Origin of the sequence: Streptomyces sp. NPDC020742 (assembly GCF_040641675.1) — a bacterium.
GTDB lineage: Bacteria > Actinomycetota > Actinomycetes > Streptomycetales > Streptomycetaceae > Streptomyces.
Window position 1 is genome coordinate 71,698 of the sequence record NZ_JBFAEA010000016.1, and the last position, 25,341, is coordinate 97,038.

General features: G+C 70.7%; 22 protein-coding genes. 10 read left to right on the plus strand and 12 right to left on the minus strand.

Annotation, left to right across the window (positions count from 1 at the left end):
- Nucleotides 1-196: 196 nt before the first annotated feature.
- The 3 genes from AB0G84_RS24900 to AB0G84_RS24910 form a co-directional block, all read right to left on the minus strand.
- The gene (locus tag AB0G84_RS24900) at nucleotides 197-790 is read right to left on the minus strand and encodes a hypothetical protein (RefSeq protein ID WP_361324776.1); all 594 of its coding nucleotides are present in this window, start codon (nucleotides 788-790) and stop codon (nucleotides 197-199) included.
- A gap of 110 nt (nucleotides 791-900) precedes the next feature.
- Complete coding sequence (locus AB0G84_RS24905; protein WP_361324779.1) at nucleotides 901-2,025, minus strand: hypothetical protein; 1,125 nt, start codon at nucleotides 2,023-2,025, stop codon at nucleotides 901-903.
- 430 nt (nucleotides 2,026-2,455) lie between these two features.
- The gene (locus AB0G84_RS24910) at nucleotides 2,456-3,052 is read right to left on the minus strand and encodes a TetR/AcrR family transcriptional regulator (protein WP_361324782.1); all 597 of its coding nucleotides are present in this window, start codon (nucleotides 3,050-3,052) and stop codon (nucleotides 2,456-2,458) included.
- 170 nt (nucleotides 3,053-3,222) lie between these two features.
- Here AB0G84_RS24910 and AB0G84_RS24915 point away from each other — a divergent pair, with 170 nt between their 5' ends.
- On the plus strand, nucleotides 3,223-4,188 hold the full coding sequence (locus AB0G84_RS24915) for a chlorophyllase (RefSeq protein ID WP_361324785.1): 966 nt from the start codon (nucleotides 3,223-3,225) through the stop codon (nucleotides 4,186-4,188).
- Nucleotides 4,189-4,489: 301 nt separating this feature from the next.
- Here the strand turns inward: AB0G84_RS24915 and AB0G84_RS24920 are convergent, their stop codons facing one another.
- Nucleotides 4,490-6,415 (minus strand): HEAT repeat domain-containing protein, encoded by a 1,926-nt coding sequence (locus tag AB0G84_RS24920; RefSeq protein WP_361324788.1) that lies wholly within the window; start codon nucleotides 6,413-6,415, stop codon nucleotides 4,490-4,492.
- Nucleotides 6,416-6,697: 282 nt separating this feature from the next.
- On the opposite strand from AB0G84_RS24920, the gene AB0G84_RS24925 reads away from it, so the two are divergent.
- The 4 genes from AB0G84_RS24925 to AB0G84_RS24940 all read left to right on the plus strand — a co-directional run bounded on the left by AB0G84_RS24925 (nucleotide 6,698) and on the right by AB0G84_RS24940 (nucleotide 10,110).
- Nucleotides 6,698-7,825: an FAD-dependent monooxygenase gene (locus tag AB0G84_RS24925; protein ID WP_361324791.1), complete on the plus strand. Its 1,128-nt coding sequence runs from the start codon at nucleotides 6,698-6,700 to the stop codon at nucleotides 7,823-7,825.
- Nucleotides 7,826-7,901: 76 nt separating this feature from the next.
- On the plus strand, nucleotides 7,902-8,045 hold the full coding sequence (locus AB0G84_RS24930) for a hypothetical protein (RefSeq protein ID WP_361324794.1): 144 nt from the start codon (nucleotides 7,902-7,904) through the stop codon (nucleotides 8,043-8,045).
- A complete protein-coding gene (locus tag AB0G84_RS24935; protein ID WP_361324797.1) occupies nucleotides 8,042-8,986 on the plus strand; it encodes a VOC family protein in 945 nt (314 codons plus the stop codon). The genes AB0G84_RS24930 and AB0G84_RS24935 overlap by 4 nt, the downstream gene beginning before the upstream one ends.
- A 149-nt stretch (nucleotides 8,987-9,135) precedes the next feature.
- Nucleotides 9,136-10,110, plus strand: coding sequence for an AraC family transcriptional regulator (locus AB0G84_RS24940; protein ID WP_361324800.1), 975 nt, complete (start codon nucleotides 9,136-9,138; stop codon nucleotides 10,108-10,110).
- Between the two features lie 132 nt (nucleotides 10,111-10,242).
- On the opposite strand, the gene AB0G84_RS24945 is transcribed toward AB0G84_RS24940, so the two are convergent.
- Nucleotides 10,243-12,429, minus strand: coding sequence for a SpoIIE family protein phosphatase (locus AB0G84_RS24945; RefSeq protein ID WP_361324803.1), 2,187 nt, complete (start codon nucleotides 12,427-12,429; stop codon nucleotides 10,243-10,245).
- 300 nt (nucleotides 12,430-12,729) lie between these two features.
- Between AB0G84_RS24945 and AB0G84_RS24950 the strand changes: the two genes are divergently transcribed.
- The 3 genes from AB0G84_RS24950 (at nucleotide 12,730) to AB0G84_RS24960 (ending at nucleotide 16,339) form a co-directional block, all read left to right on the plus strand.
- Nucleotides 12,730-14,103: an MFS transporter gene (locus AB0G84_RS24950; protein ID WP_361324806.1), complete on the plus strand. Its 1,374-nt coding sequence runs from the start codon at nucleotides 12,730-12,732 to the stop codon at nucleotides 14,101-14,103.
- Between the two features lie 152 nt (nucleotides 14,104-14,255).
- Complete coding sequence (locus AB0G84_RS24955) at nucleotides 14,256-14,957, plus strand: response regulator transcription factor (RefSeq protein ID WP_361324809.1); 702 nt, start codon at nucleotides 14,256-14,258, stop codon at nucleotides 14,955-14,957.
- The gene (locus AB0G84_RS24960) at nucleotides 14,954-16,339 is read left to right on the plus strand and encodes a HAMP domain-containing sensor histidine kinase (RefSeq protein WP_361324811.1); all 1,386 of its coding nucleotides are present in this window, start codon (nucleotides 14,954-14,956) and stop codon (nucleotides 16,337-16,339) included. The genes AB0G84_RS24955 and AB0G84_RS24960 overlap by 4 nt, the downstream gene beginning before the upstream one ends.
- A gap of 34 nt (nucleotides 16,340-16,373) precedes the next feature.
- Here AB0G84_RS24960 and AB0G84_RS24965 read toward each other — a convergent pair whose 3' ends face one another.
- The 4 genes from AB0G84_RS24965 to mhpD all read right to left on the minus strand — a co-directional run bounded on the left by AB0G84_RS24965 (nucleotide 16,374) and on the right by mhpD (nucleotide 20,279).
- The gene (locus AB0G84_RS24965) at nucleotides 16,374-17,345 is read right to left on the minus strand and encodes a TAXI family TRAP transporter solute-binding subunit (protein WP_361324813.1); all 972 of its coding nucleotides are present in this window, start codon (nucleotides 17,343-17,345) and stop codon (nucleotides 16,374-16,376) included.
- 140 nt (nucleotides 17,346-17,485) lie between these two features.
- On the minus strand, nucleotides 17,486-18,517 hold the full coding sequence (gene dmpG, locus AB0G84_RS24970) for a 4-hydroxy-2-oxovalerate aldolase (RefSeq protein WP_361324815.1): 1,032 nt from the start codon (nucleotides 18,515-18,517) through the stop codon (nucleotides 17,486-17,488).
- Complete coding sequence (locus AB0G84_RS24975; protein WP_361324818.1) at nucleotides 18,514-19,461, minus strand: acetaldehyde dehydrogenase (acetylating); 948 nt, start codon at nucleotides 19,459-19,461, stop codon at nucleotides 18,514-18,516. The genes dmpG and AB0G84_RS24975 overlap by 4 nt, the downstream gene beginning before the upstream one ends.
- Entirely contained in the window at nucleotides 19,458-20,279 is an 822-nt protein-coding gene (gene mhpD / locus AB0G84_RS24980; RefSeq protein ID WP_361324821.1) for a 2-keto-4-pentenoate hydratase, read from the minus strand. The genes AB0G84_RS24975 and mhpD overlap by 4 nt, the downstream gene beginning before the upstream one ends.
- 192 nt (nucleotides 20,280-20,471) lie before the next feature.
- On the opposite strand from mhpD, the gene AB0G84_RS24985 reads away from it, so the two are divergent.
- Entirely contained in the window at nucleotides 20,472-21,194 is a 723-nt protein-coding gene (locus tag AB0G84_RS24985; protein WP_361325016.1) for an IclR family transcriptional regulator, read from the plus strand.
- Nucleotides 21,195-21,210: 16 nt separating this feature from the next.
- Here AB0G84_RS24985 and AB0G84_RS24990 read toward each other — a convergent pair whose 3' ends face one another.
- Together AB0G84_RS24990 and AB0G84_RS24995 are read right to left on the minus strand one after the other, a co-directional pair.
- Nucleotides 21,211-22,224 carry a VOC family protein gene (locus AB0G84_RS24990; RefSeq protein WP_361324824.1) on the minus strand — a complete coding sequence of 338 codons (1,014 nt, stop codon included), beginning with the start codon at nucleotides 22,222-22,224 and terminating at the stop codon, nucleotides 21,211-21,213.
- On the minus strand, nucleotides 22,221-23,084 hold the full coding sequence (locus AB0G84_RS24995; protein ID WP_361324827.1) for an alpha/beta fold hydrolase: 864 nt from the start codon (nucleotides 23,082-23,084) through the stop codon (nucleotides 22,221-22,223). The genes AB0G84_RS24990 and AB0G84_RS24995 overlap by 4 nt, the downstream gene beginning before the upstream one ends.
- Before the next feature lie 344 nt (nucleotides 23,085-23,428).
- Here AB0G84_RS24995 and AB0G84_RS25000 point away from each other — a divergent pair, with 344 nt between their 5' ends.
- On the plus strand, nucleotides 23,429-24,061 hold the full coding sequence (locus tag AB0G84_RS25000; RefSeq protein WP_361324830.1) for a TetR/AcrR family transcriptional regulator: 633 nt from the start codon (nucleotides 23,429-23,431) through the stop codon (nucleotides 24,059-24,061).
- 378 nt (nucleotides 24,062-24,439) lie between these two features.
- Here AB0G84_RS25000 and AB0G84_RS25005 read toward each other — a convergent pair whose 3' ends face one another.
- Nucleotides 24,440-25,012, minus strand: a complete 573-nt coding sequence (locus tag AB0G84_RS25005; protein ID WP_361324833.1) for an ATP-binding protein — start codon at nucleotides 25,010-25,012, stop codon at nucleotides 24,440-24,442.
- Nucleotides 25,013-25,341: the final 329 nt, after the last annotated feature.

The following is a 25,341-nucleotide window of genomic DNA, read 5'->3' on the forward strand; positions in this document are numbered from 1 at the left end:
ATCCTGTGCTCCGACCAAAGAGGCACATGACCAGTACGAAGGCCGTGGGTTTGAATGAGCCTGCGGCAAACCGGCATCCGGCGGGAAGCGTTCGCCGTCACGCCGGATACGGATACTGCCGCAGCCATTCCCGGACTCATTCATCTAGGGACTGCCGCCGTCGGGCCGCGACGGCGGCAGTCCCTACCCGCGGGTTTCAGCCCTCGCGGGGGGAGAAGGCGCCGACCTCGTCGACCTCGGCCGTGCAGTCCGTGTCACGGTAGCGGTCGGTGAAGGCACCGGTGAGGCCGGTGAACGCGTCGTACGCGTGGTCCATGGGCAGGTCCTTACTCACCCTGAACCGCAGCTGCGCGTGGACGGACTCGCGGGGCTTCAGCGTCTTCGGGCCGGGGATGGTGCCGCGGGCCTTTCCATCGGCCTGGCGCAGCGTCTTCCAGGCGCGCTGCGAGGTGTCCCAGTACTGCAGATCGCCGTACGGGCTCAGGTCGCGCTCGCCCTCGTTGTAGACATAACTGCCCAGCTTGGCGCTGAGTTCGAACGACTTCAGCTCCTTCGCCGAGGCGTTGGTGAGCGTGACGGTGTAGGTCGTCCACTGCGTGCCGAGAGCGATCGACTTGGGTATGCCGAACGAGCGGCCCACTAAGGTGTTGTGGTGCTCCCCGGTGTCGAGGTCGGAGCACTTCGGGAGTTTCGCGGCGGGGGCTGCCTGGGAGGCGGGCGCGGTGGCCATCGCCATGGGGAGCAGGGCGGCCGTCGCGGCCGAGACCGACAGGGCGCGGCGCAGTTTCATGAAGATCTCTTTCCTGGTTCGTCGGACCCTTGGAGCCTTTGTTTCCCGTGTCATTGGGCTTCAAGGCCGTGGATCCTTGGGTTAACAGGTTCGTGGAGGAGTGGTGGGGCTTACGCGGTGACGTCCGTGGCGCCCGGACCAGCCACGCCCGTCCGGCGGCGTACGCCGATGACCGCACCCGCGCCGACCACCATCGCGGCTCCGCCGGCGAGAGCGATCGCCGGGAGCGCGGACGTGGAGCCGGTCGTGGCGAGCTGGCCGCCGCCCTGCGGGCTGAGGCCACCGGTGGAACCGGAGCCACCCGTACCGCCGCCGGACACGGCGCTCTGGCCGGGCTCGGCCGTGCCACCCGGCTCACCCGGCTTGTTGGTCGGGGGCTGCGTCGGCTTCGCGCCCGCGGGGAGGATGGTGAAGTCGTACCAGGCTTCCTTGGCCGAACCACAGGAACCGTCGCCGTTGCGGTAGTCGCCGGCGGCGAGCGCGTACCCGGCGCCGGGCTTGGCGTCCTTGACCGCGTGGGTGCGCAGTTGGAGCGTGATGCTGCTGTGCGGACCGATGGCGAAGAAGCCGAACAGGTCCTCGGGCAGGGCGTCATGGAAGGTCTTCCACTTCCCCGTCTTGGCGTCGCGGTACTCGGTCTCCAGCTCCCAGTACGGCCGGTCGACGTCTTCGGCGGAGGACACGAGCAGGGAGGGCTGGACCTTCTCCAGGGGCTTGCCGGTGGTGTTGGTGAGCGTCATGGAGAAGGGAGTCCAGGCGCCGCCCGCGGCCAGCTGGCGCGGCAGCCCGTGGACGGCCGCCTGCAACTGGTCGGACTCGAACGCGCAGGGCTGACCCGCACCGTCGGAGTCACCGGCGTTCTTGCCTCCACCGGTGGCACCACCCGCGCCGGTGGTCCCCTTGTGGGTCCCTTCGGCGGTCCCGGCGGCTTTCGGCGGCTTCCCCGGGGCGTGACGGGTGGCCCCGTCGCGGTCCTGGGACGCCGAGCCACCGGCAGCGGCTTCGCCCGGGCGCCGCGACTCGTCCGGGTGACCCGTTCCGCCGCCGCTCGTTGCGGAATCCGCTGCCCGGTCCGCCGGTGTTGCGGCACCGGGAGAGTCGGCAGAGGCGTGCGTGCGGGGACCGGTCTCGGACACCGGCTCCGTTGCGAACGCGGCGGCGGGCGCGGTCAGTACGGCGGCGGGCGCTAACACGGCAGCCGCTGCGGCGGCCGTCAGGGCGCGGCGAATCTTCATTCAGCAGACCTTTCGTATCCCAAGTGCCGCCTGGGCGGCACAGGTTGACGTTCGTCACGTTCAGGCCGTGCATGACGCATGGTGTGCGCGTGTGCGCATGCAGACATGCGTACATGCGTACCTCTTCGCCTCTTTTAGGAGGACTCGCACCGCGAAGAGGTTCCACACTCAAGCCTCTGAAGTGGCATATGGGGTGGGAAATGTCCTGGGTTTTCCGTCGGGGTTCACGGGGGCTTGTGCCGTCGGTGATACCTGGCCGGTCCTTGCGCATCCCGCCCTCGTCGCGATCCTTCGCGATCCTTCGCGATCTGATCGAATCGAGGAGGACGGCCCCCAGCCCGGCGATCCGCTCTTCCCCGGGGAGAAGAGCGGGCTGCTCACCGACGACTCGCCCTTGAGAGGGGCCAGGTCGCGATGTCGCTCGTCGGCATCAGCATGCCTGAGATTGCTGGAGCCCCTGGAGGAGGAGGGCGATCAGGCGTCGGGGGTCGTACCGGGGGTCGTTGTCGCGCCCGATGCAGAGGTTACCGATGCCGCGCATCAGCTCGTAAGGCTGCGTGCCGGGCCTGATTTCGTCGGCCTCGACCGCGGCGTCGAGCAGTTGGGCGCAGACGGGCAGCAGATGGTCGAGGAAGTAGGCGTGCAGCGCGGCGAAGCGGTCGCTGTCTGACTGCAGGGCGTCGGCGAGTCCGTGCTTGGTGACCAGGAAGTCGACGAAGAGGTCGATCCATTGGCGCAGGGCGTCGAGCGGGGAGTCGGCACTCGCCAGCAGACGGGGGCCGGCTTCGGCGCATGCCTCGATCTGGTGGCGGTAGACGGCGGTGACCAGATCCGCCCGGGTCGGGAAGTGGCGGTAGATCGTGGCCATCCCGACGCCTGCCCGGGCCGCGATCTGGCGGATCGGCGCATCGACGCCGGAGGTGACGAAGACGTCGGCGGCGGCGGTGAGTACCGTCTGCCGGTTGCGCTGGGCGTCGGACCGCTTACTGCGGGGCGGCGACTTCCCTGCGGGGTCCTCGGTGGCCATCACGTTCTCCTTCGACACCACTTGACAAAACGGAGCACCGCTCCAGATATTAAATGGAGCAGCGTTCCGTTTCAGCTTAGCCGAAACGGGTCGCTCCTGACCGCCCCATCCGCCCGCCCGGCCGCAGGAGACCGGGCGGCCGGCAGACGCCACCGAAGGGAACCCACCACGTGAGCACCTCCACCGCCACCAGCGCCGACGCCCTGGGCACGCCCTCCCCGGTCCTGTCCTTCAGCCCCGTAGTCCTCTCCGTGCCCGGACGTCCCGTGGACCTCCAGGTGCGCGTCTCCGCCCCCGCGACCGGAACCGGCCTCCCCGTCATCCTCCTCTCCCACGGCCACGGTCCCTCGAACAACCTCTCCTCGCTCAACGGCTACGCGCCGCTCGCCAACTTCTGGGCGGCACACGGATTCGTCGTCGTCCAGCCCACCCACCTCACCTCCAGGACACTGAGCCACCTGGTCGCTGACGCCTCCGGCGCACCTGCCTTCTGGCGCTCCCGAGCCGAGGACATGACACACATCCTCGACCGGCTCGACGTGATCGAGAACGCCGTGCCGCAGCTCGCCGGACGGATCGACCACGCCAAGGTCGCCCTCGCCGGGCACTCGCTCGGCGGCTTCACCGCCGCCCTCCTGCTGGGCGCCGGGCTCACCGACCCCGACACCGGGAACGTGGTGCACCTCGCCGAGCCCCGGATCAAGGCCGGCGTACTGCTCGCCGCGCCCGGCAGGGGCGGCGACGTCCTCAACGGGCCCATGGCCGAGCAGTGGCCCATCCTCGGGGCCGTCGACTTCTCCACCATGACCGCACCCGCGCTGATCGTCGCCGGCGACAAGGACGACTCTCGGCACTTCACGGACATGGGACCGGACTGGCACGCCGACCCCTACACCCTCGCCCCCGGCCCCAAGACCCTGCTCACCCTGTTCGACGCGGAGCACGGACTCGGCGGGATCGCCGGATACGACGCCGCCGAGACCACCGACGAGAACCCCGAACGAGTCGCCGCCCTCGCCCGGCTCACCGCGGCCTACCTCCACACCCAGCTCCACCCCGGCGCCCCCATGTGGCAGACCACGTGCGAGGCGCTGACGACCGGTCCCGACCGGGTAGGACGAGTCGACGTCAAGTAACCCAGCCGCAGCCACGTCCGCCAACGGGCGGTCCCCACCGTCATCGTCCAACGCACCGCATCGGGTCGCGCAGGGGGCTAGGTGTCCGCGGAGCCGGCCCTGTCCGTCTGCCGTTTGCTTTGCTGAGGCGGCGGTGGCAGATGAGGTGGCGGCTTCCTCCCCCGCGGCCAGGTGGGCGTCCAGGCCGTCGCCCGCGAATCCACCCCGAACTGGCGCGACACCTGAACCTCGAACCAAACGACCTCGCCACACCAACGCGCTCTTTCAGCGAACTCCCCTACCCGGGCGTGCCGCTGTGCCCCTATCTCTTGGCCAATCCGGCCTCGATGATGCCGATGGTGTTCCGGGCGCGGGCGCCCACTTCGTCATCGGACCTGGCATGGTCGCGGAGTACGGGCAGCGCCGGGTGAGCGGCGATGCCCATGTAGCCCAGGTGGTTCAGCGCCCCCTGCGGATCGTGCGGGATCTGTTCGATCAGTGCGCGCCACGCACCGTCCGCGTCACCGGTGATCCGCCACAGCGCGTAGGCCGCGGCCACCCGCGCTTCGGCCGGCTCCGCCGCGCCGTCACGCAGACCGCGGAGGGCAGCGGCGGCGAGCTGCGCCCGCGGGCCCAACTGACTTAGTTGATTACAGGCGTTGACTTCGAAACGCAGGCCACGGCGGCTCCCGGTACGAAGGGTGTGGCCCCGCCGCGCGAGGACGTCCAGCAGCAGGGGCACCACTTCGTCGTCCGCTGATACGCCGACTCCGCTGAGCGCCCCGATGCCGGACAGCCGGAGCTCCGGGTCCGTTCCGGCGGCGACCCGCCGCAGGGCCGACCTCGCCGGCTCGTCGGACAGCCCGTACCGGCGCAGGAACGCGCAGGACTGGTGCGCCGCCTCCAGATCGTCGTCGTCGGGGCGGTCGGTGGCGTCGATGCGTCGGCACAGCCGCTCCAGCGTGCCGATGACCTGAGGGACGGCCTGACCGCCGCCGCGCCATCCATGGGTTTCGGTCAGCAGCGAGCAGACCTCGGCGGACGGGATGTCCTCGGCGAGCCGCTTCTGGAGGTGCGGCCACACCTGGTCGGCCAGGCCCTTGCCCGACCGCAACAGCCCCGTGGGGAGGGTGCCCTGACGGATCCGTCGCTGTAGCAGCGGCAGGCACCGGGGGTCGCCCTTCGCCGTGAGAATCGCCAGCGCCTTCTCGAACACGGCGGGGTCGGGGACGGGGGCACACAGAATCGCGGCCAAGGCATCGCGGTAGCCGTCGTGAAGGTGCAGGTGAAATGTCTGGACGGCAGCGCGTCGTACTGCGGGATCGGGATGGCCGAGCAGACCCGTGACCGCCGATGCATGACCCGCACACCCCTCGCGGTCCTTGGCGAACAGCCGGTCAGCGGCCTCGACGAGTACGGGGGCCGTGGCGGCGTCGAGCCGGCCGTCCCACAGGCCGGGGAGCATGCGGGTCAGCCAGCGGGAGCGCAGCTCGGGGGTGGGGTGGAGCCAGTTGTCGAGCGCGTCCACGGGACCGCGCGGCGCCGGACCGCTCCATTCCGGGTCGCACCATGCCAGCTCCGCCAGCGCAGCCCCGGCCTCATCGGCGCACCGGGCGAGCGCCTCGACCGCTTCGCCGATCACCGCGTCATCGGTTTCCAGGATCGGCGGCAGGAGCAGGCCCAGCGCTGCCCCAAACGCCCCGGCCGGTTCCCCCGCCAGGCGGTGGCGCAGATAGTCGCGCACCTGCGGGGTATCCACGTACCGCCCGAGCGCCAGCAGCAGCCCGAGCCTGACCGGCGCGTCGGGGTCGTGCTCGCTGTGCACGCGGAGCGCGGGGACGATGTCGTCGGGGAGGGCGTCCGTGTAGGCCAACACCACGGCAAGGATGCGACGCACCGCGGGGTCCGGGTGGGACAGCTGCCCGAGGAGTGCGGGCAGCCCCGCGCTGACGGCCAGTGACAACTGCTCCGCCCAGTGGCCGGCGAGGAAGAAGTCCTGGGCATCGGGGGCCGTTCCCAGCTCCGCGTTCAGCGCTTCCAGCGCCGCACCGCTGCGGCTGCCCGGCTCGTCGAGTTCGACATCGAAGTCCCGGTAGATGACGGAGTGCCAGTCGACGGAGTGCCAGTCGAAGGCGACAGTGTCGGCACCCGATCCGTCACCTGGTCCCGGCCGGCCCGAGGCGTCAGGAGCCCCGGGGCCTGTCGTGTCGGGAGGCACGGGGCCCGGTCCATCGACTGATGAGTTCATCACCGGACTCTAACGAGGGAAGCCCCCGAGTCGGGCCGAGGTGGTGGTCCGCACCGCGCCCATGAATGGCGCACTCAACTCGTGAGGGGCACCTCAGAGCAGTCCGAGTGCGGCACAGAAGAACATCAGCGCGAAGAACCCGGCAATGCCGCCGAGGAGGGAGAAATTGCCGCCGATCAGGTAGTCGATTGCGCGCAGCGGATGGTCGCCGCCTGATTCGGATAAGGCGGAGCGCCGACGGAGCTTACGGTTTCGAAGAAATCAGGTGCTCTGGAGGCATACATGAACAGCTGTCCCGGTGTGCGTACGGCCATGATCGTGGGCGCGGGGGTCGCTGGTCTGACAGCGGCAACTGCCCTGGCACGCGCGGGATGGCAGGTTGAGATCGCTGAGGTCAACCCGTCAAGGGCGACTTCCGGCTGGGGGTTGTGCCTGACCGGTCCGGCGCTGCGCGCGCTGGCCGAGCTGGGGCTCGCGGACGACTGTCTGCGCGAGGGCTACGGCATGAGCGTGATCACGCACATGGACGTGGACGGCGAACCCGCGGGTCAGGCCCGGCTGCCGAGCCTGATCGGTGCGCGGCGACCGGCGATGGCCGGCATAGCGCGCCCCGTGCTGCACCGCATCCTGCACGCGGAAGCCGAGCAGCGCGGCGTAGTCATACGACAGGGACTCACCGTCACGGCGGTGGACCAGGAGGGGGAGCTGGTCCACGTGCAGTTGTCGGACGGGACGGTCCGGCAGGTCGCGCTGTTGGTGGGCGCGGACGGGATCCGCTCATCGACGCGGAGCCTGCTGGGCCTTGAGACCTCGCTCGACTATCACGGGCAGATGGTCTGGCGGGCTCTGGTGCCCCGCCCGCAGTGGGCCACCGGGATCCACCAGTTTGCCGGGAAGGCCGACACGGCCGGCCTCGTGCCCCTCTCGGCCAGCCAGGCGTACGTGTTCTTGACGGAGAACGGAGTGGAGCAGGGCGTCCTGCCCGAGGCCGAACTCGTCCCGCGCCTGCAGCAGATACTGGAAGCCTTCCCGGGTCGGGTGGAGGAGATCCGCCCTCTGGTGTCCGTGTCGGAGTCGGTGGTGCGCCGCCCGGTGCTGACTGCGTTCCTGGAGGGCGTCTGGAACCGGGGCAACGGCGTCGTCATCGGTGACGCCGCGCACGCGCCCGCACCGCAGATGGCCAGCGGCGCGGCTCTGGCCATCGAGGACGGGCTCGTGCTGGCCGAAGAGCTCGGGCGGCACAGGTCGGTCGGGGCGGGGCTGGAGGCGTTCGTGAGACGGCGCAGGCAGCGGTGCCGAACGCTCGTGGAGACCTCGGTGGCGATCGCCGGCCTGGAACGCGCGCAGCGCTACCGCGAAGCGTATCCGCTGATGAATGCCGGCCACCGGCTCATGGCCGAGCCCGCGTGACCATCCGGCGCGAAGTGGCCAACGGGACGAGGGAGTTCCGGCGGCCGGCCCGTCGCGCGTCGACGGGGAAAGACCCGTGAGGGCTTTCGCCTGGCTGCACGAGCAGGAGCACCTGGACGCAGACCGGATGGTGGCCCTGAGCCGACCTGCAGAACGCCTCGGCACCGACCTCTACCGAACGACCGAGCTGACCAGCGCATCTCAAGGGAGTTCACCATGAGCAACAACGGCAGTCTGATCACCCACCTGCGGCACATCGATGTCGCCATGCCGAACCTCGCCGAGCAGCGTCAGTTCTACACCGAGCTGTGGGGGCTGACGGAGACCGCCGGTGACACCGGTGTCTCGTTCCTGGCAGCCGAAGGCTCCCCGGAGCAGTACGTGGTGCGACTGCGCGAGGACGCCCACAAGCGCACCGACCTGATCGCCTTCGGCGCCGCCGCCGCGGGCGATGTCGACACCCTGGCCGCCCAGCTGCTCGCGCAGGGCGTGCGGCTGGTCCACGAACCGAAGCCGCTGGACACGCCCGGGGGCGGCTACGCCGTCCGCTTCTTCGACAACGAGGGCCGCGTGGTGGAGGTCTCCGCCGACGTCGCCGCGCGCGGGTACCGCAGGATCGAGGCCCGCGAGCCGATCCCCGTGCGCCTCTCCCACGTCCTGATGAACTCTCCCACCCCCGAGGCCACGGTTGCCTGGTACATCAGGCACCTGGGGTTCCGTCTCTCGGACACCATGTGCCTCGGCGGCCGCGGCGAGGTCATGTGGTTTCTGCGCTGCAACACCTTCCACCACAGCTTCGGCATCGTGCGCGGGCCGCACGCGGCCTTCCACCACGCCTCCTTCGAGATGCGCGGAATCGACGAGTTCATGCGCGGCACCGGCCGGATGCGGCGCATGGGCATCGAGCAGCTGTGGGGGCCGGGGCGGCACCGTGCCGGTGACAACTCCTTCAGCTACTTCCTCGACCGGGCCGGCAACACCGTCGAGTACACCACCGCGTTGGAAATCCTGGACGAGGACACCTGGCACCCCCACACCTACGACCTGCGCGACCCCGCCAACGCGGATCAGTGGGGCACGGCCAACGAGATGGACGAGTTCATCGCCGCCAAGTCCCACAACGACGTGGACCCGGGGCTGTTGGTCGCCCCACCGATGTGAGCACGCCCGCAGAACAACTCACCAAAGAACCCGCTGAAGCTGAAGGACGTTGCCAGACCACCACGGCTGAGACACTGACGCCAGACTCGGGCCGCCCGCCACGGACGCTCCACAGCACCGCGGCGGACGCACCAAGGGAGGCGAACGCCGTGCCGGAGCCACTGCGCACCTACCTCATCAGCAAATCCCGGAACCCCGTCGACCTGCTGAACGCCGCCACCCTGCTCTTCGGCGGCGCTATCGCCACCTCGCCGCTGGACGGCCTGTGCAGCGGTGATCACGAACTGCGCGGCGTCGCCGCCCACGACTTCGCGGTGGGCTACTTCGCCTCGCCGCTCGATGTGCGCGTCGCCTCGGCCGAGGGCCGCAGGTCCTACTTCGTCAACATCGGTGTCTCCGGCGCGATCTCGGCAGCGCGCGGCAGCCTGCGGGCGACCTTGGACAAGTCGACGGCGGGAGTCGTCAACCCCGGAGACTGCCAGGAACTTCGGCCCGTGCGTGCCCGTAGGACGCGGTTCCTGGGGCTGCGCATCGACGCCGCCCTGGTCGACCAGGAGTTCAGTACGTTGACCGGGCACCCGCCGCTGTCCCCCATACGCTTTGACTTCGCCCTGGACCTGACCACGTCCAAGGGCCGGGCGGTGCGGCTACTGGTCCGTTCGCTCCTCGAACAGCTGGATTCGGGAGACCCCCTCTTCCAGCGCTCGGACGTGCAGCGCAGCCAGCTGCGGTCCCTCGTCACCGCCCTGCTCCTGGCCCAGCCGCACTCGCACACGGCCGAGCTGCGCGACGGTCCTCCACCCGGCCACCCGCGTGCTGTGCGGGCAGCCCTCGCGTTCATCGAGGCGAACCTCACCGAGCACATCAGCCTCAGTGACATCGCTGGGGCCGCCCAGTGCAGCCCGCGCACCCTCAGCTCGGCGTTCCGCAACCGGCTCGGCCACTCTCCCCTGTCCTACGTCCGCAACCTGCGGCTCGACCGGATCCGTGCGGACATCCTCGCCTCCACCGACCCCATCGGCACCATCGCCTACCGGTGGGGCGTCTGCCACCTTGGCCGCTTCGCGAGCGCGTACCGCGACCGCTTCGCCGAACTCCCCTCCGCCACCGCAGCCCGAAGGTAACCCCAGCCCCCTGCGGAACGAAGGAGACCTGTGGGCGCGGTCCCGGCGTTCCATGACCCGCCGGAGCCGCGCCCGTCGGGCACCCCTCAACCCTCTAGCGCACGCCCCCGAAGGGCGCGGCGTTCCAGGGGCTCAGGGGCTCGTGGTGAGTTCGAACCAGGTCGTCTTGCCGCGCCCGGCGGGGGAACTGCCCCAGTCGGCCGCGAGGGCATCGACGATCAGCAGTCCGCGCCCGGACTCGGCCTCCTTGTTGTCGGACTCACCGGCGGTGAGGATCTCGGTCGGCACAGGTGGATGCGGATCGCTGTCCCGTACTTCGACACGGAGCCGGTCCGGGTACTCCCGCAGCCGTAGATCCACGTCGCTGTGCGCATGGATGAGGGCGTTGGTGACGACCTCGGACACCAGCAGCTCCAGATCGTCCAGCATGGGCATCAGGTCCCACTGGCCCAGCAACTCCCGCAGGAAATGGCGTACGTGCGCCACACCGCGCAGATCGTGCCGCTGGACCGAGGTGCGTGCTACCCGGCGCTGACCACCGGGCTGAGCCCCTTCGTAGCGCATCACCAGCAGGGCGACGTCATCGCCCTGCTGTGGCCGCGGTGTGCAGTGCTGCGTCAAACGATCCGCCAGCACCTCGACGTCCTCTGTGCAGTTGTCGGCCACCACACGGGCCAGCCGCCCGACGGCGGCATCCACCCCCAACCGACGGGTGTCCAGCAGACCATCGGTGAACAAGGCCACCACCGACCCCGGCGACAGGAGGGTCTCACTCTGCTGGTACACGGCATGCGGGTCAACGCCCAACGGCGGTCCCATGGGTGGCTGCGCCTGGACGGTCCGGCCCTGGGCGTCACTGATCAGCGGCCCCGGGTGGCCGGCGGTGGCGAGGCTGGCGCTTCCGAGCGCCAGATCCAACCACAGGCAGCAGCACGTGGCGTACAGGTCGGTGTCCAACCCCGCAAGCAGATGGTTGCTCCGCTCCAGCACCCTGGCCGGTTCGTGCCCCTCGGCGGCGTAGGCCCGTGTCGCGCTGCGCAGCTGGCCCATGGTGCCCGCCGCTTCCAGGCTGTGGCCCTGCACGTCCCCGATGACGAGCCCGATGCCGCCTCCGGGCAACCGGAGGATGTCGTACCAGTCGCCACCCACCTCCGCGCCCTCGTTCGCGGGCAGATAGCGGGACGTGGCGACCACCTCGGGCAGGTGTGGCAGGCTCCGGGGCAGCAGGGTGCGTTGCAGGCTCTGTGTGAGGGCGTGCTCGATCTCGTAGGAACGGGCACGCTCCAGGGACAGCCCCACCTGCTCCAGCATGATGACCAGTACGGCCAGTTCCTCGGAGGTCAGGGTGCTGCCGGGGGTGTCGAGGTCGAGGGTGCAACAGCCCACCGCCCCTGCGGCGGAGACCAGGGGAAGGTAGGCCCGGCCCTGGAAGTCAGGGGGGTGGCCTGCGTCGGGATACGCCTTGCGGAACTCACCTACCGTGGCGAAGAGTTTGGCCTCGGCCTGGGCGATGGTGTCGGTCTCAGGGGTGTGCTCGGACAGCAGCGTTCCTTCGATCTGATGGACCGCCTCCCGCGAGAAGCCCGCGGCGCCCACGACGTGCAGACGGCCCTTCTCGGCGAGGGACAGCATGAGTCCACGTGCACCCAAGGGCCGCACATGGGCCTGCGCCGCCGCGACGATGTCCCGGACGCGCCCTGCCGCAGTGAGGTCGAAGGCGAGCCTGTGCAGTTGGTAGGAGTAGGTGTTGCTCGCCAGCAAGCCCTCGGCCGGTTCTTCCCGCTGGTCCTGGGCGGCGGCTTCCGGGACGGCCGTGGTCGGCCGGTGAGGTGCGGTGCCAGGGGACCGGGCGACGAACCACGGGACGAGAGGGGGCTCCAAGGTCGCCCCTTGCTCGACCAGCCTCTCGAGGTCGGACGCCAGCTCGTCCGCGACCGCCTGCATGTACTCCAGACTCGCTGCGGAGATCTTCCGCGCCGGCGTCCAGCGCAACGTCACAGCCCCGAACCGGCGCCGTGGCGTCCGCACCGGCGCGGACGCCAGGACCGTGGCGAACGGGATGTGCAGGAGAAGCGCAGGCACTTGACGGGCGGAACGCCGTACCTCCGTACTGTCAATGAACGCCAACGCACCCGACTGGTGGGCTCTGGCGGAGGCGAGCGAGAGATCGTCCGCCGCCATCGACGGCAGGATGGTGAAGCTCAAGGGCGTGCTCACGGTCATTGCCGCGACCAGCGACCGGGCGTCCGAGGTCAGCAGATAGGCGGTACACGTCGCGGCCCCCAGGCGGGCGTCCAAGGAGCGCAGTGCGGACGCCACGGCTTGGCTCCACTGCGGCTGCGGCTGCGGCTGTCCGGCGACTTCCCGAGTTGCCGATTCGGAGAATTGGGGGGCCATGAGATCCACCCTGGGGGTGCGGCACACGCCCGGCGTGCATTGCTGGAAGTGGACGCGCTCGCCGGGCTGCTTCCTTCCATTATGGATCCGCCCCGGCCCCCGTTCCCTTTCTTAGCGGGATGTTAGATCTGGCGGTCCGGCCTTGTTCCGGCATTGCGGCGCGCGCATGCTCTGGGCACGTCATCACCCCTCTCACCAGGGGTCTTCTCGTCAGGAGCCGCCATGTCACCCTCTGCCCATGCGCGCCCAACACCGCCTGGCGGCGAGCGCGCGCAGCGACGGCTCGCCCTGGTCGGCGGGTCACTCGGCAATCTCGTCGAGTGGTACGACTGGTTCGTCTACGCCACCTTTGCGATCTACTTCGCCGACTCGTTCTTCCCCGGTGAGAGCCCGACCGCCCAGCTGATGAACACGGCGGGAATCTTCGCCGTCGGCTTCCTGATGCGTCCGGTCGGCGGCTGGATCCTGGGACGCGCCGCTGACCGGCACGGACGCAAGAGCGCGCTCACCCTCACCGTCGCCATGATGTCGGTGGCCGCCCTGCTCATCGCCGTCGCACCCACCTACGGGCAGGCCGGCTACTTCGGAGCGTTGGTCCTGTTGCTGGCGCGGCTGTTGCAGGGGATGAGCATCGGCGGCGAGTACGCCGCGAGCGCCACCTATCTGACCGAGGCGTCGGCCCGCGGCCGCCGGGGGCTGGGGTCGTCGATGCAGTACGTGTCGATGACCTGCGGCCAGCTGCTGGGCCTGGGCATCCTCATCACCCTCCAGCACACCCTCAGCAAGGACGAGCTGTCGAGCTGGGGCTGGCGGATCCCGTTCGTGCTGGGAGCGCTCTTCGCGGTGGTGGTCTTCTGGCTGCGGCGTCGTCTGCAGGAGACCGAGGCGTTCACCGAGGTGTCGGCAGCCGGCGGCCGGCCGGACGACACCCGCGGCACGCTGAAGGCGCTGTGGCTGCACCGCCGCCAGGCGGCACTGGTCATGGCGCTCACCCTCGGCGGCACGGTGGCGTACTACACGTACACCACCTATCTGACCAAGTACCTGATCGGCAGCGCGGGCATGGCGAAGTCCACCGCGACACTGGTGAGCTTCACCTCGCTGACGATCTTCGCCGTGCTGCAGCCTTTCGCAGGTGCGCTGTCGGACCGGATCGGCCGACGACCGCTGCTGATCACCTTTGCGGTCGGCTGTACCGTCGGCACCTACCCGATCATGACCGCGCTGCGGTCCGCGTCGTCGTACTGGTCGGCGCTGGGACTGTCGCTGCTCGCCCTGGTGATCGTCACCGGGTACACCTCGATCAACGCGGCCGTGAAGGCGGAGTTGTTCCCCACCGGGGTGCGCGCCCTGGGAGTGGCGCTGCCCTACGGGATCGCCAACGCGCTCTTCGGCGGTACGGCGGAGTACGTGGCGCTGTGGTTCAAGGACGCGGGCCACGAGACCCTGTTCTTCTGGTACGTGTCCGGGTGCGCGCTGGTCTCCCTGGTCACGTATGTGCTGATGCCGGACACCCGCGATGCCGCGCTCAGCCGTGCCGAGGCCGAGCCCGGACCGGCCGTGGCGCCGGGCGCTCCTCTGGGAGCCAGGGGCTGATTTTTCCGCGGCTGCGGCCGCAGGCCGGGGCTCGGCCCTGGTCTGCGGCCGCAGCCGGCGTACAGGTCCGCCTCTTCCGCGAAGGCAGCCGATGGGATATGCCAGAAGGCACACCGTCCCAGGTGACAGGGGTATGACAGGGGTAAGCCCGCATGCATGCACTTCTGGTCGAGGACGACGACCGCATGGCCCACGCCCTCGGCACGGCTCTCGCTCAGCGCGGGCACACCGTCCGCAGGGTCGGCCGGGCCTCGGACGCGCTACAGCATGCGCACGAGGCCGAGTTCGTGCTGCTCGACCTGGGCCTGCCGGACCTGGACGGGCTGGAGCTGCTGCGGCGGCTACGGGCCGTCTGCCGCGCGCCGCTCATCGTGGTCACCGCCCGCTGCGGCGAGCGCGACATCGTGCAGGGCCTGCGTGCGGGCGCCGACGACTACGTGGTCAAACCCTTCCGGACCGCCGAGCTGATGGCCCGCATCGACGCCGTACGCCGCCGCACGGACACACCCTCCGGCGAGCGGGACACCGGCGGAAGGGACACCGGCGGCCGGGTGCGCACCGGTGACGTCGAGATCGACCCGGCGGCCCGTACCGTCACGGTGGCGGGGGCGGAGGTGCGGCTGACCCGCCGGGAGTACGACGTGCTGGCGTTCCTGGCCGCGCGGCCGGGCGAGGTGCACTCGCGGGAGGAGATCCTGGACCGCATCTGGGGCGATGTGTTCCTGACCGCCTCGCGCTCCCTGGACGTCCATGTGGCGGGCGTCCGTGCCAAGACGGGCCGGCCGGGCCTGATCCGTACGGTTCGTGGGTTCGGATACCAGCTGGGTGACGGGGGCCTGGAGGGCGGCCCATGAGGCGCAGGCTGCTGGCGGTGCTGATCGTGCTCATGGGAGCGGCGGTGCTGTTGCTCTCCGTTCCCCTGGCCGGCACCCTCGCGCGGAGCCGGACCGAGCATCTGCTGCTCCAGCGGCGGGCCGATGCGGTGCGGTTCGCCGATCTCGCCGACCGGGTGCGCACCCCGACCGACCGCGATGAGCTGTCCGCCGAGATCGGCCGGTACGCCGAGCTGTACGGGGCCGGGGTGCTGGTCGTGGACGCGGTAGGGCATCCGGTGGCACGGGCCGGGACGGGCGCTCGGGCGGCCGCGGCCGATCGGGCGGTGGACGCCCGGAGCCGGGCGCTGACCGGCCGCCCGACGGCGCAGCTGCCGACGATCTGGCCCTGGGGCCCGTCCACCGCGGTGCTGGCCGAACCGGTCGGCCAGGACGAGCGGGTGAGCGGAGCGGTGGTGCTTGCCGCCCCCACCGACGCGGCGCGACGCGATGTGACCGTCCGCTCGACGCTCATCGCCACGGGCGCACTCGCCGCGTTCACCATGGCGGCCCTGGTCGCGGTGGGCATCAGCCGGTGGCTGATGCGGCCGGTGCGTGACCTGGACCGGGCCGTGGAGGGACTGGCCGCCGGCAGCCTCCGGTCACGCGCCGCCCACGACACCGGACCGCCCGAACTGCGCCGCCTGCGACAGCACTTCAACAGCATGGCGGAGGCGGTCACCGACTCGCTCAACCGCCAGCGTGACTTCGTCGCCGACGCCTCCCACCAGCTGCGCAACCCCCTGGCCACCCTCGTGCTGCAGCTGGAGAACATCGAGCCGCACCTCCGCCCCGGCCCCGGCCGGGCCGAGGTCTCCCGCGCACTCGACGAGGCCGAGCGACTGGGGGAACTACTCGACGGACTGCTCGCGCTGGCCCGGGTGGAGTCCGGTACCGCCGAACTGACCGAGCAGGACCTGTCGGCGGCAGTGCGTGAGCGGGTGACGGCCTGGGGCTCCGTCTTCCGCAAGGCCGGTATCGAGCTGTCCGCCGACGTCGGCGACGGTCTGCGGGGGCAGGTCCTGCCCGACGCGGTGGGCCGCATTTTGGACGCGCTGCTGGACAACGCCGCCAAGTTCGTACCGCCCGGCGGCCGCGTCGACGTACGCGCCGGGCCGCGGGACGGCGGCGTGGTCGTACGTGTCGCCGACGACGGCCTCGGCGTGCCGGACGACCAGTTGCCGGCCCTGCTACGGCGTTTCGGCCGTGGCGCCCAGCATCAGAACACGCCCGGCAGCGGCCTGGGGCTGGCCATCGCCGACGAGATCGCCCGCCTCAGCGGCGGCCGGCTCTCCGTCGGCCACAACACACCGCGCGGTCTCGCGGTGGAGCTGGCGCTGCCGGGGAGGGAGGCGAGGCAGTGACCGTCGTGTTCCGGCTGCCCGGTCTCGTGACCGGTCAGCCGTAGGCGGAGCGGTAGTAGGCGACCGCGCCCGGGTGGAGCGGCACGCCTCCGGTGGAGAGGGCGAAGCGGGGCTCCAGCCGCGCCCCTGCCGTCACGTCCCGCAGCAGGTCGCGCCATCGGTCGAAGACCACCTGAAGCAGGTCGCGCACCACGCCTTCGGGCACATCGGCCCGGGCCAGCAAGTAGTTGCCGACACCGATGGTGCCCACCGGGTCCCGCAGTCCGTACACCCCGGCGGGAAGCGTGACCGCCGCATACACCGGGCCGTAGCGCTCGCGCAGCGGGCCCACGAAGCCGTCCAGCTGCAGGAAGCGCAACGGGACGGTCCGCGCGAGCTCGGACAGTGCGGGCGTCGGTACGCCTCCGGACCAGACCAGCGCGTCGACCGAGCCCGCGCGCAGGGCCCGTACCGACTCGGCGAGGCCGAGCTGCCGCTCGCGCACCGCGCTGTCCCCGGTCAGCCCGGCCACCTTCAGCAACCGCCGCGCCAGCACCTGCACCCCCGACCCCGCCGCGCCCGCGGCGACCGGTCGTCCGGCGAGTGCCCGGACCGTTCGGACCGGTCCGTGCGCGGGGACCACGAGGTGGGTGTAGTTCACATAGACCCGGGCCAGCGCCCTGACCGGGACCGGTCGGGAGAACTCGGCCCGTCCGTGCACCGCGTCCTCGGCGACATCCGCCATCGCCAGCGCGAGCTCCACCGAGCCCCGGTCGAGCCGGTGCAGATTGTCCACGCTCGCCGCGGTGCCCACAGGGACGACCCTCAGCCGGTGGCCGCTCGCGGTGACGGCGTCGGCCAAGGCCTGGCCGAAGGCGTGGTACGGCCCGCCCTGCGGCCCCGTGGCGAACCGCAGCCGACGCACCCGACCGGACTCCACCGCGCACCCGGCCAGGACGACGGCGAGCCCGCCGACGCCGAGCCTCAGCAGACTCCGGCGGTCGAGCCCCGCATTCGCGCTGGTCACGGCCGGAGTGTAACCGCGGACCACACGGGGCGGCCATGCTTCGAGACGGCGGAAACGGGCGGGCAGGCCGCGGTCGAGCCCCGGAGTACGGGGGCTGGCTGCTGGCTCGGCCTCGACGGACCGTGAGCGGTCCCTCCGCGTCAGGCGGTGGTGCGGGCCGCGGCGAGGTCGAGGGCGATGTCGGTGATCATGTCTTCCTGACCACCGACCAGCCCGCGGCGACCGACCTCGATGAGGATCGCGCGGGCGTCGATGCCGTAGCGGCGGGCGGCCGTCTCGGCATGGCGCAGGAAGCTGGAGTACACGCCGGCGTAGCCGAGGGTGAGGGTCTCGCGGTCCACCCGCACCTCGCGGTCCTGGAGGGGGCGTACGACGTCGTCGGCGGCGTCCATCAGGGGGAACAGGTCGCAGCCGTGCTCCCAGTCCATCAGCTCGGCGACCGCGACGAACGCCTCCAGGGGGCAGTTGCCCGCTCCGGCTCCCTGGCCGGCGAGGGAGGCGTCGACCCGGGTGACACCGTTCTCGACGGCGACGACCGAGTTCGCCACGCCCAGCCCGAGGTTGTGGTGGGCGTGGATTCCCAGTTCGGTGGACGGGTCGAGGACGTCGCGGTAGGCGCGGACGCGGTCGCGTACGCCGTCCATGGTGAGGTGGCCGCCCGAGTCGGTGACGTAGACGCACTTCGCGCCGTAGGACTCCATCAACCGGGCCTGCCGGGCCAGTTCGGTGGGGTCGGCCATGTGGGACATCATCAGGAAGCCGGCCACGTCCATGCCCAGGTCGCGGGCGGCGGCGATGTGCTGGGCGGAGATGTCGGCCTCGGTGCAGTGGGTGGCGACGCGCACCGAGCGGATGCCGAGCGCGTGTGCCCGGCGCAGGTCGTGCAGGGTGCCGATGCCGGGCAGGAGCAGGGTGGTGGGCACCGCGTGGGTCACGGCGTCGCAGACGGCCTCGATCCACTCCCAGTCCGTGTGGGCGCCGACGCCGTAGGTGATGCTGGAGCCGGACAGGCCGTCGCCGTGGGCGATCTCGATCGCGGCGACTCCGGCGGCGTCGAGTGCGGCGGCGATGGTGCGGGCCTGTTCGACGGTGTAGCGGTGGCGGACGGCGTGCATGCCGTCCCTGAGGGTCACGTCCTGGACGTACAGGGTGTTCGGCTGGGGCGCGGTCATGGGGAGACCACCTTCGTGGTGCGGTGGGCGGCCATGCGCTCGGCGGTGCGCAGGGCGGCCGAGGTCATGATGTCGAGGTTGCCGGCGTAGGGGGGCAGGTAGTGGGCGGCGCCCTCCACTTTGAGGAACACCGACACCTTGGCGGCCTGGCCGGACCGGGAGGCGGCCGGCAGGAGGGAGCGCAGTGGGTCGTCGGGGGCGACGCGTTCGAACTGCACCTTCTGCTTGAGGCGATAGCCGGGGACGTACGTCTGGACGCGTGCGGCCATCTCCGCCACGGAGGCGGTCACGGCGGCGTCGTCACAGTCACCGACGAGGCAGTGCACGGTGTCCCGCATGATGAGGGGCGGTTCGGCGGGGTTGAGGACGATGATGGCCTTGCCACGGGCCGCGCCGCCGACCTGCTCGATGGCCGACGAGGTGGTCTCGGTGAATTCGTCGATGTTGGCCCGCGTGCCGGGGCCCGCCGAGCGGGACGAGATGGCCGCGACGATCTCCGCGTAGTGGACCGGAGTCACGGCGGCGACGGCGGACACCATGGGGATGGTGGCCTGCCCGCCGCAGGTGACCATGTTGACGTTGGGCGCGTCCAGATGGGCGTCGCCGTTGACCGGCGGTACCACGTACGGGCCGAGCGCGGCGGGGGTCAGGTCGACGACCGTGCGGCCCCGTGTGCGCAGTACCTCGTCGTGGCGCCTGTGCGCCCCGGCCGATGTGGCGTCGAAGACGAGGGACACGTCCGCGAACTCGTCCAGCCCGACCAGGCCTTCCACACCCTCGTGAGTGGTCGCGACCTTCAGCCGTCGGGCGCGTGCCAGGCCGTCGGAGTCAGGGTCGATGCCGGCCATCGCGGCGATCTCCAAAGAGTCGGAGAGCCGCAGAATTTTGATCATGAGGTCGGTGCCGATGTTGCCCGAGCCGATGACGGCGACCTTCGTGGTCATGCTCCGGTTCCTTCCGTGGCGGAGGCGGCGAACGCGGTGCTGACCGTGCCGAGTCCTTCGATGTGGGCGGTGAACTCGTCGCCTTCGACGGCGACGGCCATCGGGCCGAGCGCGCCGGTCAGGACGATGTCGCCGGCCCGCAGCGGCTCGCCCAGGCCGACGAGCGTGGCGGCGAGCCAGAGGGCGGCGGTGAGCGGGCTGCCCAGGCAGTCGGCGCCGGTGCCCCGTGACACGGTCTCGCCGTTCCTGGTCAGGGTCATCCGTACGTCGCGCAGATCGACCCGGTCCAGCGGTACGGGGGTGCCACCGAGGACGAACAGGCCGCAGGAGGCGTTGTCGGCGACCGTGTCGACGATGCTGATGTCCCAGTCGGCGATGCGGCTGTCGACGATCTCCAGCGCGGGCAGGGCGAACGCCGTGGCACGCAGCAGGTCGGCGACGGTCGGGTCCCGGTGCGGCAGGTCCGCGCCGAGCACCAGGGCGACCTCCGCCTCGATCTTCGGCTGCACCAGCCGGCCGGGGGCGATCAGTTGCCCCTCGGGCACCGCCATGTCGGCGAACAGGGCGCCGAAGTCGGGCTGGTCGACACCGAGCTGGCGTTGCACGGCGGGCGAGGTCAGACCGACCTTCCGGCCTGCCAGCCGCCGGCCGGCGGCGATGCCCCGCTCGACGTTCAGGCGCTGGACCGCATAGGCGGCCTCGAGGTCCGCCTCGGGCAGCAGATGACGCACCGGGGGGCACGGGACGCCGGCGCGGGCGGCTTCGTCCAGGACGGCCGCCACCTCGGCCACCGGGCCGGCGGACTCGTGGGCGTTCATGCTTCGCCCCCGTCCGGAGCGGTGCGAAGGGGCTGTGGGATGGACATGCGGGTTACCTCCGGGAGGGAGCGGAGCCGGTGAGGGGCTCGGTACGGGTGTGCCGGCCATCGCTGTGACGCATGCCAGGTATAGACGCGCATCGTGAGCAACGGCAAAATATGTTCCATGACACGGAACAGCGCACAGGGAAACATGCTGGACAAGGCAATGGCAGTCCTGGATTGCTTCCGACCGGATGGCGGATCGTTCCGCCTCACGGAACTTTCTGGACGTACAGGCCTGACCAAGACCACGGCGTTCCGGCTGTGCGGCGAACTGGTCCGGCTCGGTCTGCTCGAACGCGATGCGGAGAGCTACCGGCTCGGCGGCAAGCTCTTCGAACTCGGCTCGCTCGTGCCGCGCCGGCAGGATCTGCGCGAGGCGGCCCTGCCGTTTCTGCAGGACCTGTTCGAGGCCACGCACGAGACCGTCCATCTGGGGGTACGCGAAGGCCACGACGTGGTCTACGTGGAGCGCATCCACGGTCATGGCGCCCTGCGACTGCCCTCCCGGATCGGCGGTCGGCTTCCCCTGACCTGCACCGGCGTCGGCAAGGCACTGTTGGCCTTCTCCGGCGCGGAGCTGGCGGAGGAGGTACTGGACGCACCCCTCCCCAGCCTCACGCCGCACTCGGTCACCGATCCGGAGCGGCTGCGTACCGCCATCGAGCAGGCTCAGGTCGCGGGCCTGGCCTACGAGGAGGAAGAGGCCACCCTGGGCGTCAGCTGCATCGCGGCCCCCGTCTTCGACGGGGCGGTGGCGGTGGCGGCGCTGTCGGTCGCCGTGCCCCGCAACCGCTTCCGACCCGCCCAGCTCGCTCCGGCGGTACGGACCGCCGCGTTGGGACTGTCACGTGCGTTGCGCTCCGGCACGTGATCGGGCGATGAACTCGTCATGCGCCGGGCATGCCTGCGCCACTCAGCGACGGAACCGTGCTCTCCGGGCGACCCAGGGAGCGGGCCCCGGCCTGGAACTGGGCGAGTTTGTCGATGATGGTCCGGCCGACCGGGAGGTGGCCCCAGATGCTGATGCCCTGGTGAGTGGTGGGCTCCCAGGTGGTCTCGTCGATGACGACGGGGTTCCAGCCGACCTCCCAATCGAAGCCCGATGGGGTGCGAGCGTAGTAGGAGAGTTCCTTGTCGTTGGTGTGCTGGCCGACGGACAGGGCCATGTCGAAGCCGAGTTCGTGCACGCGCTGGTAGCTCTGGGCCACGTCGTCGAGGGTGGCGGCCTGGACGTTGAGGTGCTGCACGCGGGTGCGGACCGCATCGATCGGCAGGCCACGGGCGGCGGCGACCGCGATGGAGTGGTGGCGTTCGTTCACGCGTAGGAAGCGAATCGTGAATTTGACGCCGCTGAAGGTCTCGTCGATGTAGTCGGTCAGGCGGGCGTCGAAGACGGTGTGGAAGTAACCCCGGGTCTGCATCGGCTTGGTGGAGGTCAGCGCGATGTGGCCCATGCCGCCGTCGCCGGTGACGAAGCCCGAGGCGAGCATGCGCAGCGGCTCGGCCGACTTCGCCGGGGTGGTGTAGATCTCCTGTGTGAGGCCCTTGGGGCCGGGGAAACGCAGCAGCCGCTCGACGCCGCGCAGGGCGGCCTCCTCGTCGGTGCCGACGGCGAGGGGGACGCCGTGGGCACGGATGCGGGCCTCGATGCGTTCGAAGGTGGCGTGGTCGTCGATGTGCCAGCCGGTGGCGACGACGTCCTCGGCAGGGCCACGCCGGATGAGGAAGCGGCATTCCTGGTCATCGAGGCGGAAGCGCATCAGGTTGCGGGAGAGGGCGTCGTGGTGCATGCCGATGGCGTCGGTGCCGAAGCGGCGCCAGTCGGCGAAGCGGTTGGTCTCGATGACGAGGTATCCGAGGTGGACGGCACCGAAGACGGACGGGTCGTCATGTGTGGTCATCGGCGGCCGGCCAGGAAGTCGGCGCACAGGCCGTTGAACAGGTCGGTGCGCTCGAACTGCACCCAGTGCCCGGTGTTGGCGACGAGGTACAGGTCACAGTTGGGCATGCGGTCGGCCAGCATCCGGCCGCCGGACGGCCGGTTGACCTTGTCCTCCGCGCCCCACAGGACGAGGGTGGGCACGGGCAGCCGGCTCAGGCGCGGATCGCGGGTGAAGTCCATCTTCCACAAGGTGCGCAGCCCGGCGGGGCGTTGCAGCGGCGGAGAGGCGATCACGTCCGGGTCGATGCTGGCCTGGTAGCGCTCCTCGATGGCGGAGTCCGGGACCTCCGCGGCGTTGAAGACGAGGTAGTTGCGGATGAACTTCTCCAGCTTCAGCCGCGAGGGTCCGTCGCCGGTGTAGTAGCCCAGCAGGTTGTTGAGCCCGGGAGTGGGCAGGGCGCGGGTGTTGCCGATCCCGCCGGGGCCCATCAGCACCATGCGGTCGACCCGGTCAGGGGTGTCCAGGGCCAGCCGCAGGGCGCAGGCGCCACCGTAGGAGTTGCCGACCAGATGGGCCTTGTGCAGGCCGAGTGCGTCCAACAGGCCGCGGATGCCGTCGGCCAGGTAGCCGAACGGGTCGGCACCGTCGACGCCCTTGGTGCTGCGCCCGTAGCCGGGCAGATCGGGCACGATGACCCGGTACTCCTTGGCCAACTCGGCGATGTTACGGGCGTAGTTGGATACGCCCGAGGCACCGGGGCCGCCGCCGTGCAGCAGCAGCACGGGCGGGCCGTCGCCCGCCTCCGCGGCGAAGATCTCCTTGCCGCCGATGTCGTACGTCGTCTCCTGCATCGTCGGCAGGCCGGTCTGCGGGGTCATGGTGTCGGTCCTCACTGGGCGGTGTCGCGGTCGGGCGGGGCGCGGCTGCTGGGACCACGCCCACTGGGGGGCGGCGGGGGTACAGGGCGGCTGGGTAGGCGTAGGCGTGGGGTCGCAGGGCGATGACGGCCGTACGGCGGGTGGTCATCCAGGGCAGCAGGACGCTTTCCCTGGCCCTCCCCCGCCGGGCCCGGCTTCCGGACTCCGTTGAGGTGGACCGGGCGCGAGACGAAACCTCAGCATCGCTCTGGGCTTACTGTAGCGTTCACTCCAATTGGAATGAACGCTACAGTAAGCTCGACGCCGGATACGGTCAAGGGCCAGCACAACAGGAGGGAAGTGCCATGACCGGGCCCCACACGACGCGCCGGAAGCGGGCGAACGGAAGGGAGTCGCGGCAGCGCATCCTCGACGCCGCCGTGGAGATCGCAGGTGAACGCGGCTACGAGGGCACGTCCATCGCGGCCGTCAGCGCCAAGTGCGGACTGCCCGCGAGCTCGATCTACTGGCATTTCAAGGACAAGGACGACCTGATCGCCGCGGTCATCGAGCGCAGCTTCGACAGCTGGCTCGCCGCGGTCGAGCTTCCGTGCGAGGAGACGGGCACGTCCCTGCAGCGGGTCACCGCCATGGCCGCGAACGTGGCCAAGTCACTGGTCGACGCGCCCGACTTCCTACGCCTCGGCCTCATGCTCGCCCTGGAGCGGCGACCCACCGAGCCCCGAGGTCGGACCGTATTCCTCCAGGTCAGGGAAACCGCGCGCCGAAAGATCACCGAGATACTGCGGACCCTCTTCCCCGAGTTGGACGAGACCGAGATCCACACGCTCACGACGTACGCCATCGCGGGCGCGGACGGCCTGTTCGTACAGCGGGAGATCACCGGCGACGCCGTCAACTTGATGGCGATGTTCGAACTGCACGCCCAGTCGGTACACGAGGCGGCACGCCGGATGGCGGCCACAGCGGGACGGTGACCGGGGCCGGAAGGTGACCAGGGCTGCTCGGCGACGTGCCTCCAGGGCATCTGGACACCGGGGCACCCGTCGCGGCACTTCGTCGTCTACTCCGGTCAGCAGTGGGACCGGCTCAGCGAGAGCCACGCACAGAACATCCGCGTCCACTGGCCCGACGGTCACTACACGGACGGCATCGACCGGCACATCGCCGACATGAAGAGCCAGTTCGTCTGGGCGCCGGACACACGCATCACCGAGCACCCGATCCGCATCGCCAAGGACAACCTGACCTTCTACCAGCAGATCGGCCTCGCCTGACCCGTGCGTGGCCCGGCGGCGCGGGAACCGCCGGGCCGTGCGGATCTGGCGGGCGAAGCCAAGGTGATGGCGGTCGCCTCAGGGCGCGCGTAAGAATCGCCGCCGCAGACGCCTCAGCCGACGGGCCCTGGCGCGGGTGCGCAGTTCGAACCAGACGATCTTCCCCGCGGGGGTGCGCAGGGTGCCCCAGCGAGTCGAGAGCTGGTCGACCAGGTGCAGTCCTCGGCCGTGTTCCTCGTCGGTGCGAGCGGGCGGGCGGGCTGCGGGCGGGGCGGCGGGGCAGCCGTCGGCGATGTCGCAGCGCAGCGTCCGGCCATCGGCGGAGTGGGCCATGCGCAGTCGGATGGGGCCCCAGGCATGCTGGAGCGCGTTGGTGACCAGTTCGCTCACCAGGAGTTCAGCGGTGTCGACATGCTCGTACAGCCCCCATCGGACCAGCTCGGCCCGGATGATCCGGCGGGCCTGGGGCACGGCGCGCACATGGGGGTCGAGCGGCTGGGAGACCACATTGCCGCGCCTCTTCCGCAGGTACCGGGACAGCTGAGTGACCCGTGCGGCGGTGGCCGCCGCCAGCCGCCCCAGCAGACGGCACAGCGGGAGCAGTACGCCGTCACGTACGGCAACACAGGGTGCGCGAACGACGGTACTCATGGCGGTGTGGTCCGGCCGAGCGGCATCCGCTGCGGCGGAAGGCTGGGACGAATGGGGCTGGGGCGGCCGTACGAGAGCCCTTCCTTGAGGCACGGACCCGGAGAACGCATACGGTGTCGCCTCTGTGGCCGCCCTCGGCGGTCGGGACGCGCCCGGGGGCGGCTCTGGTTCCGGAAACATCTGTCAGCCCTCGCTTCTCAGTGGGGCATCGGGCGACTGGAGGAGTCCGGAGGTCACACGGGCTCCGCTGGCGTCCCCGGGAGGGCTGTGGCGTGCGCACATGGGCCCGGGGCATGACGTCCGCCCCACCTCTCATATCCGCTCCATCG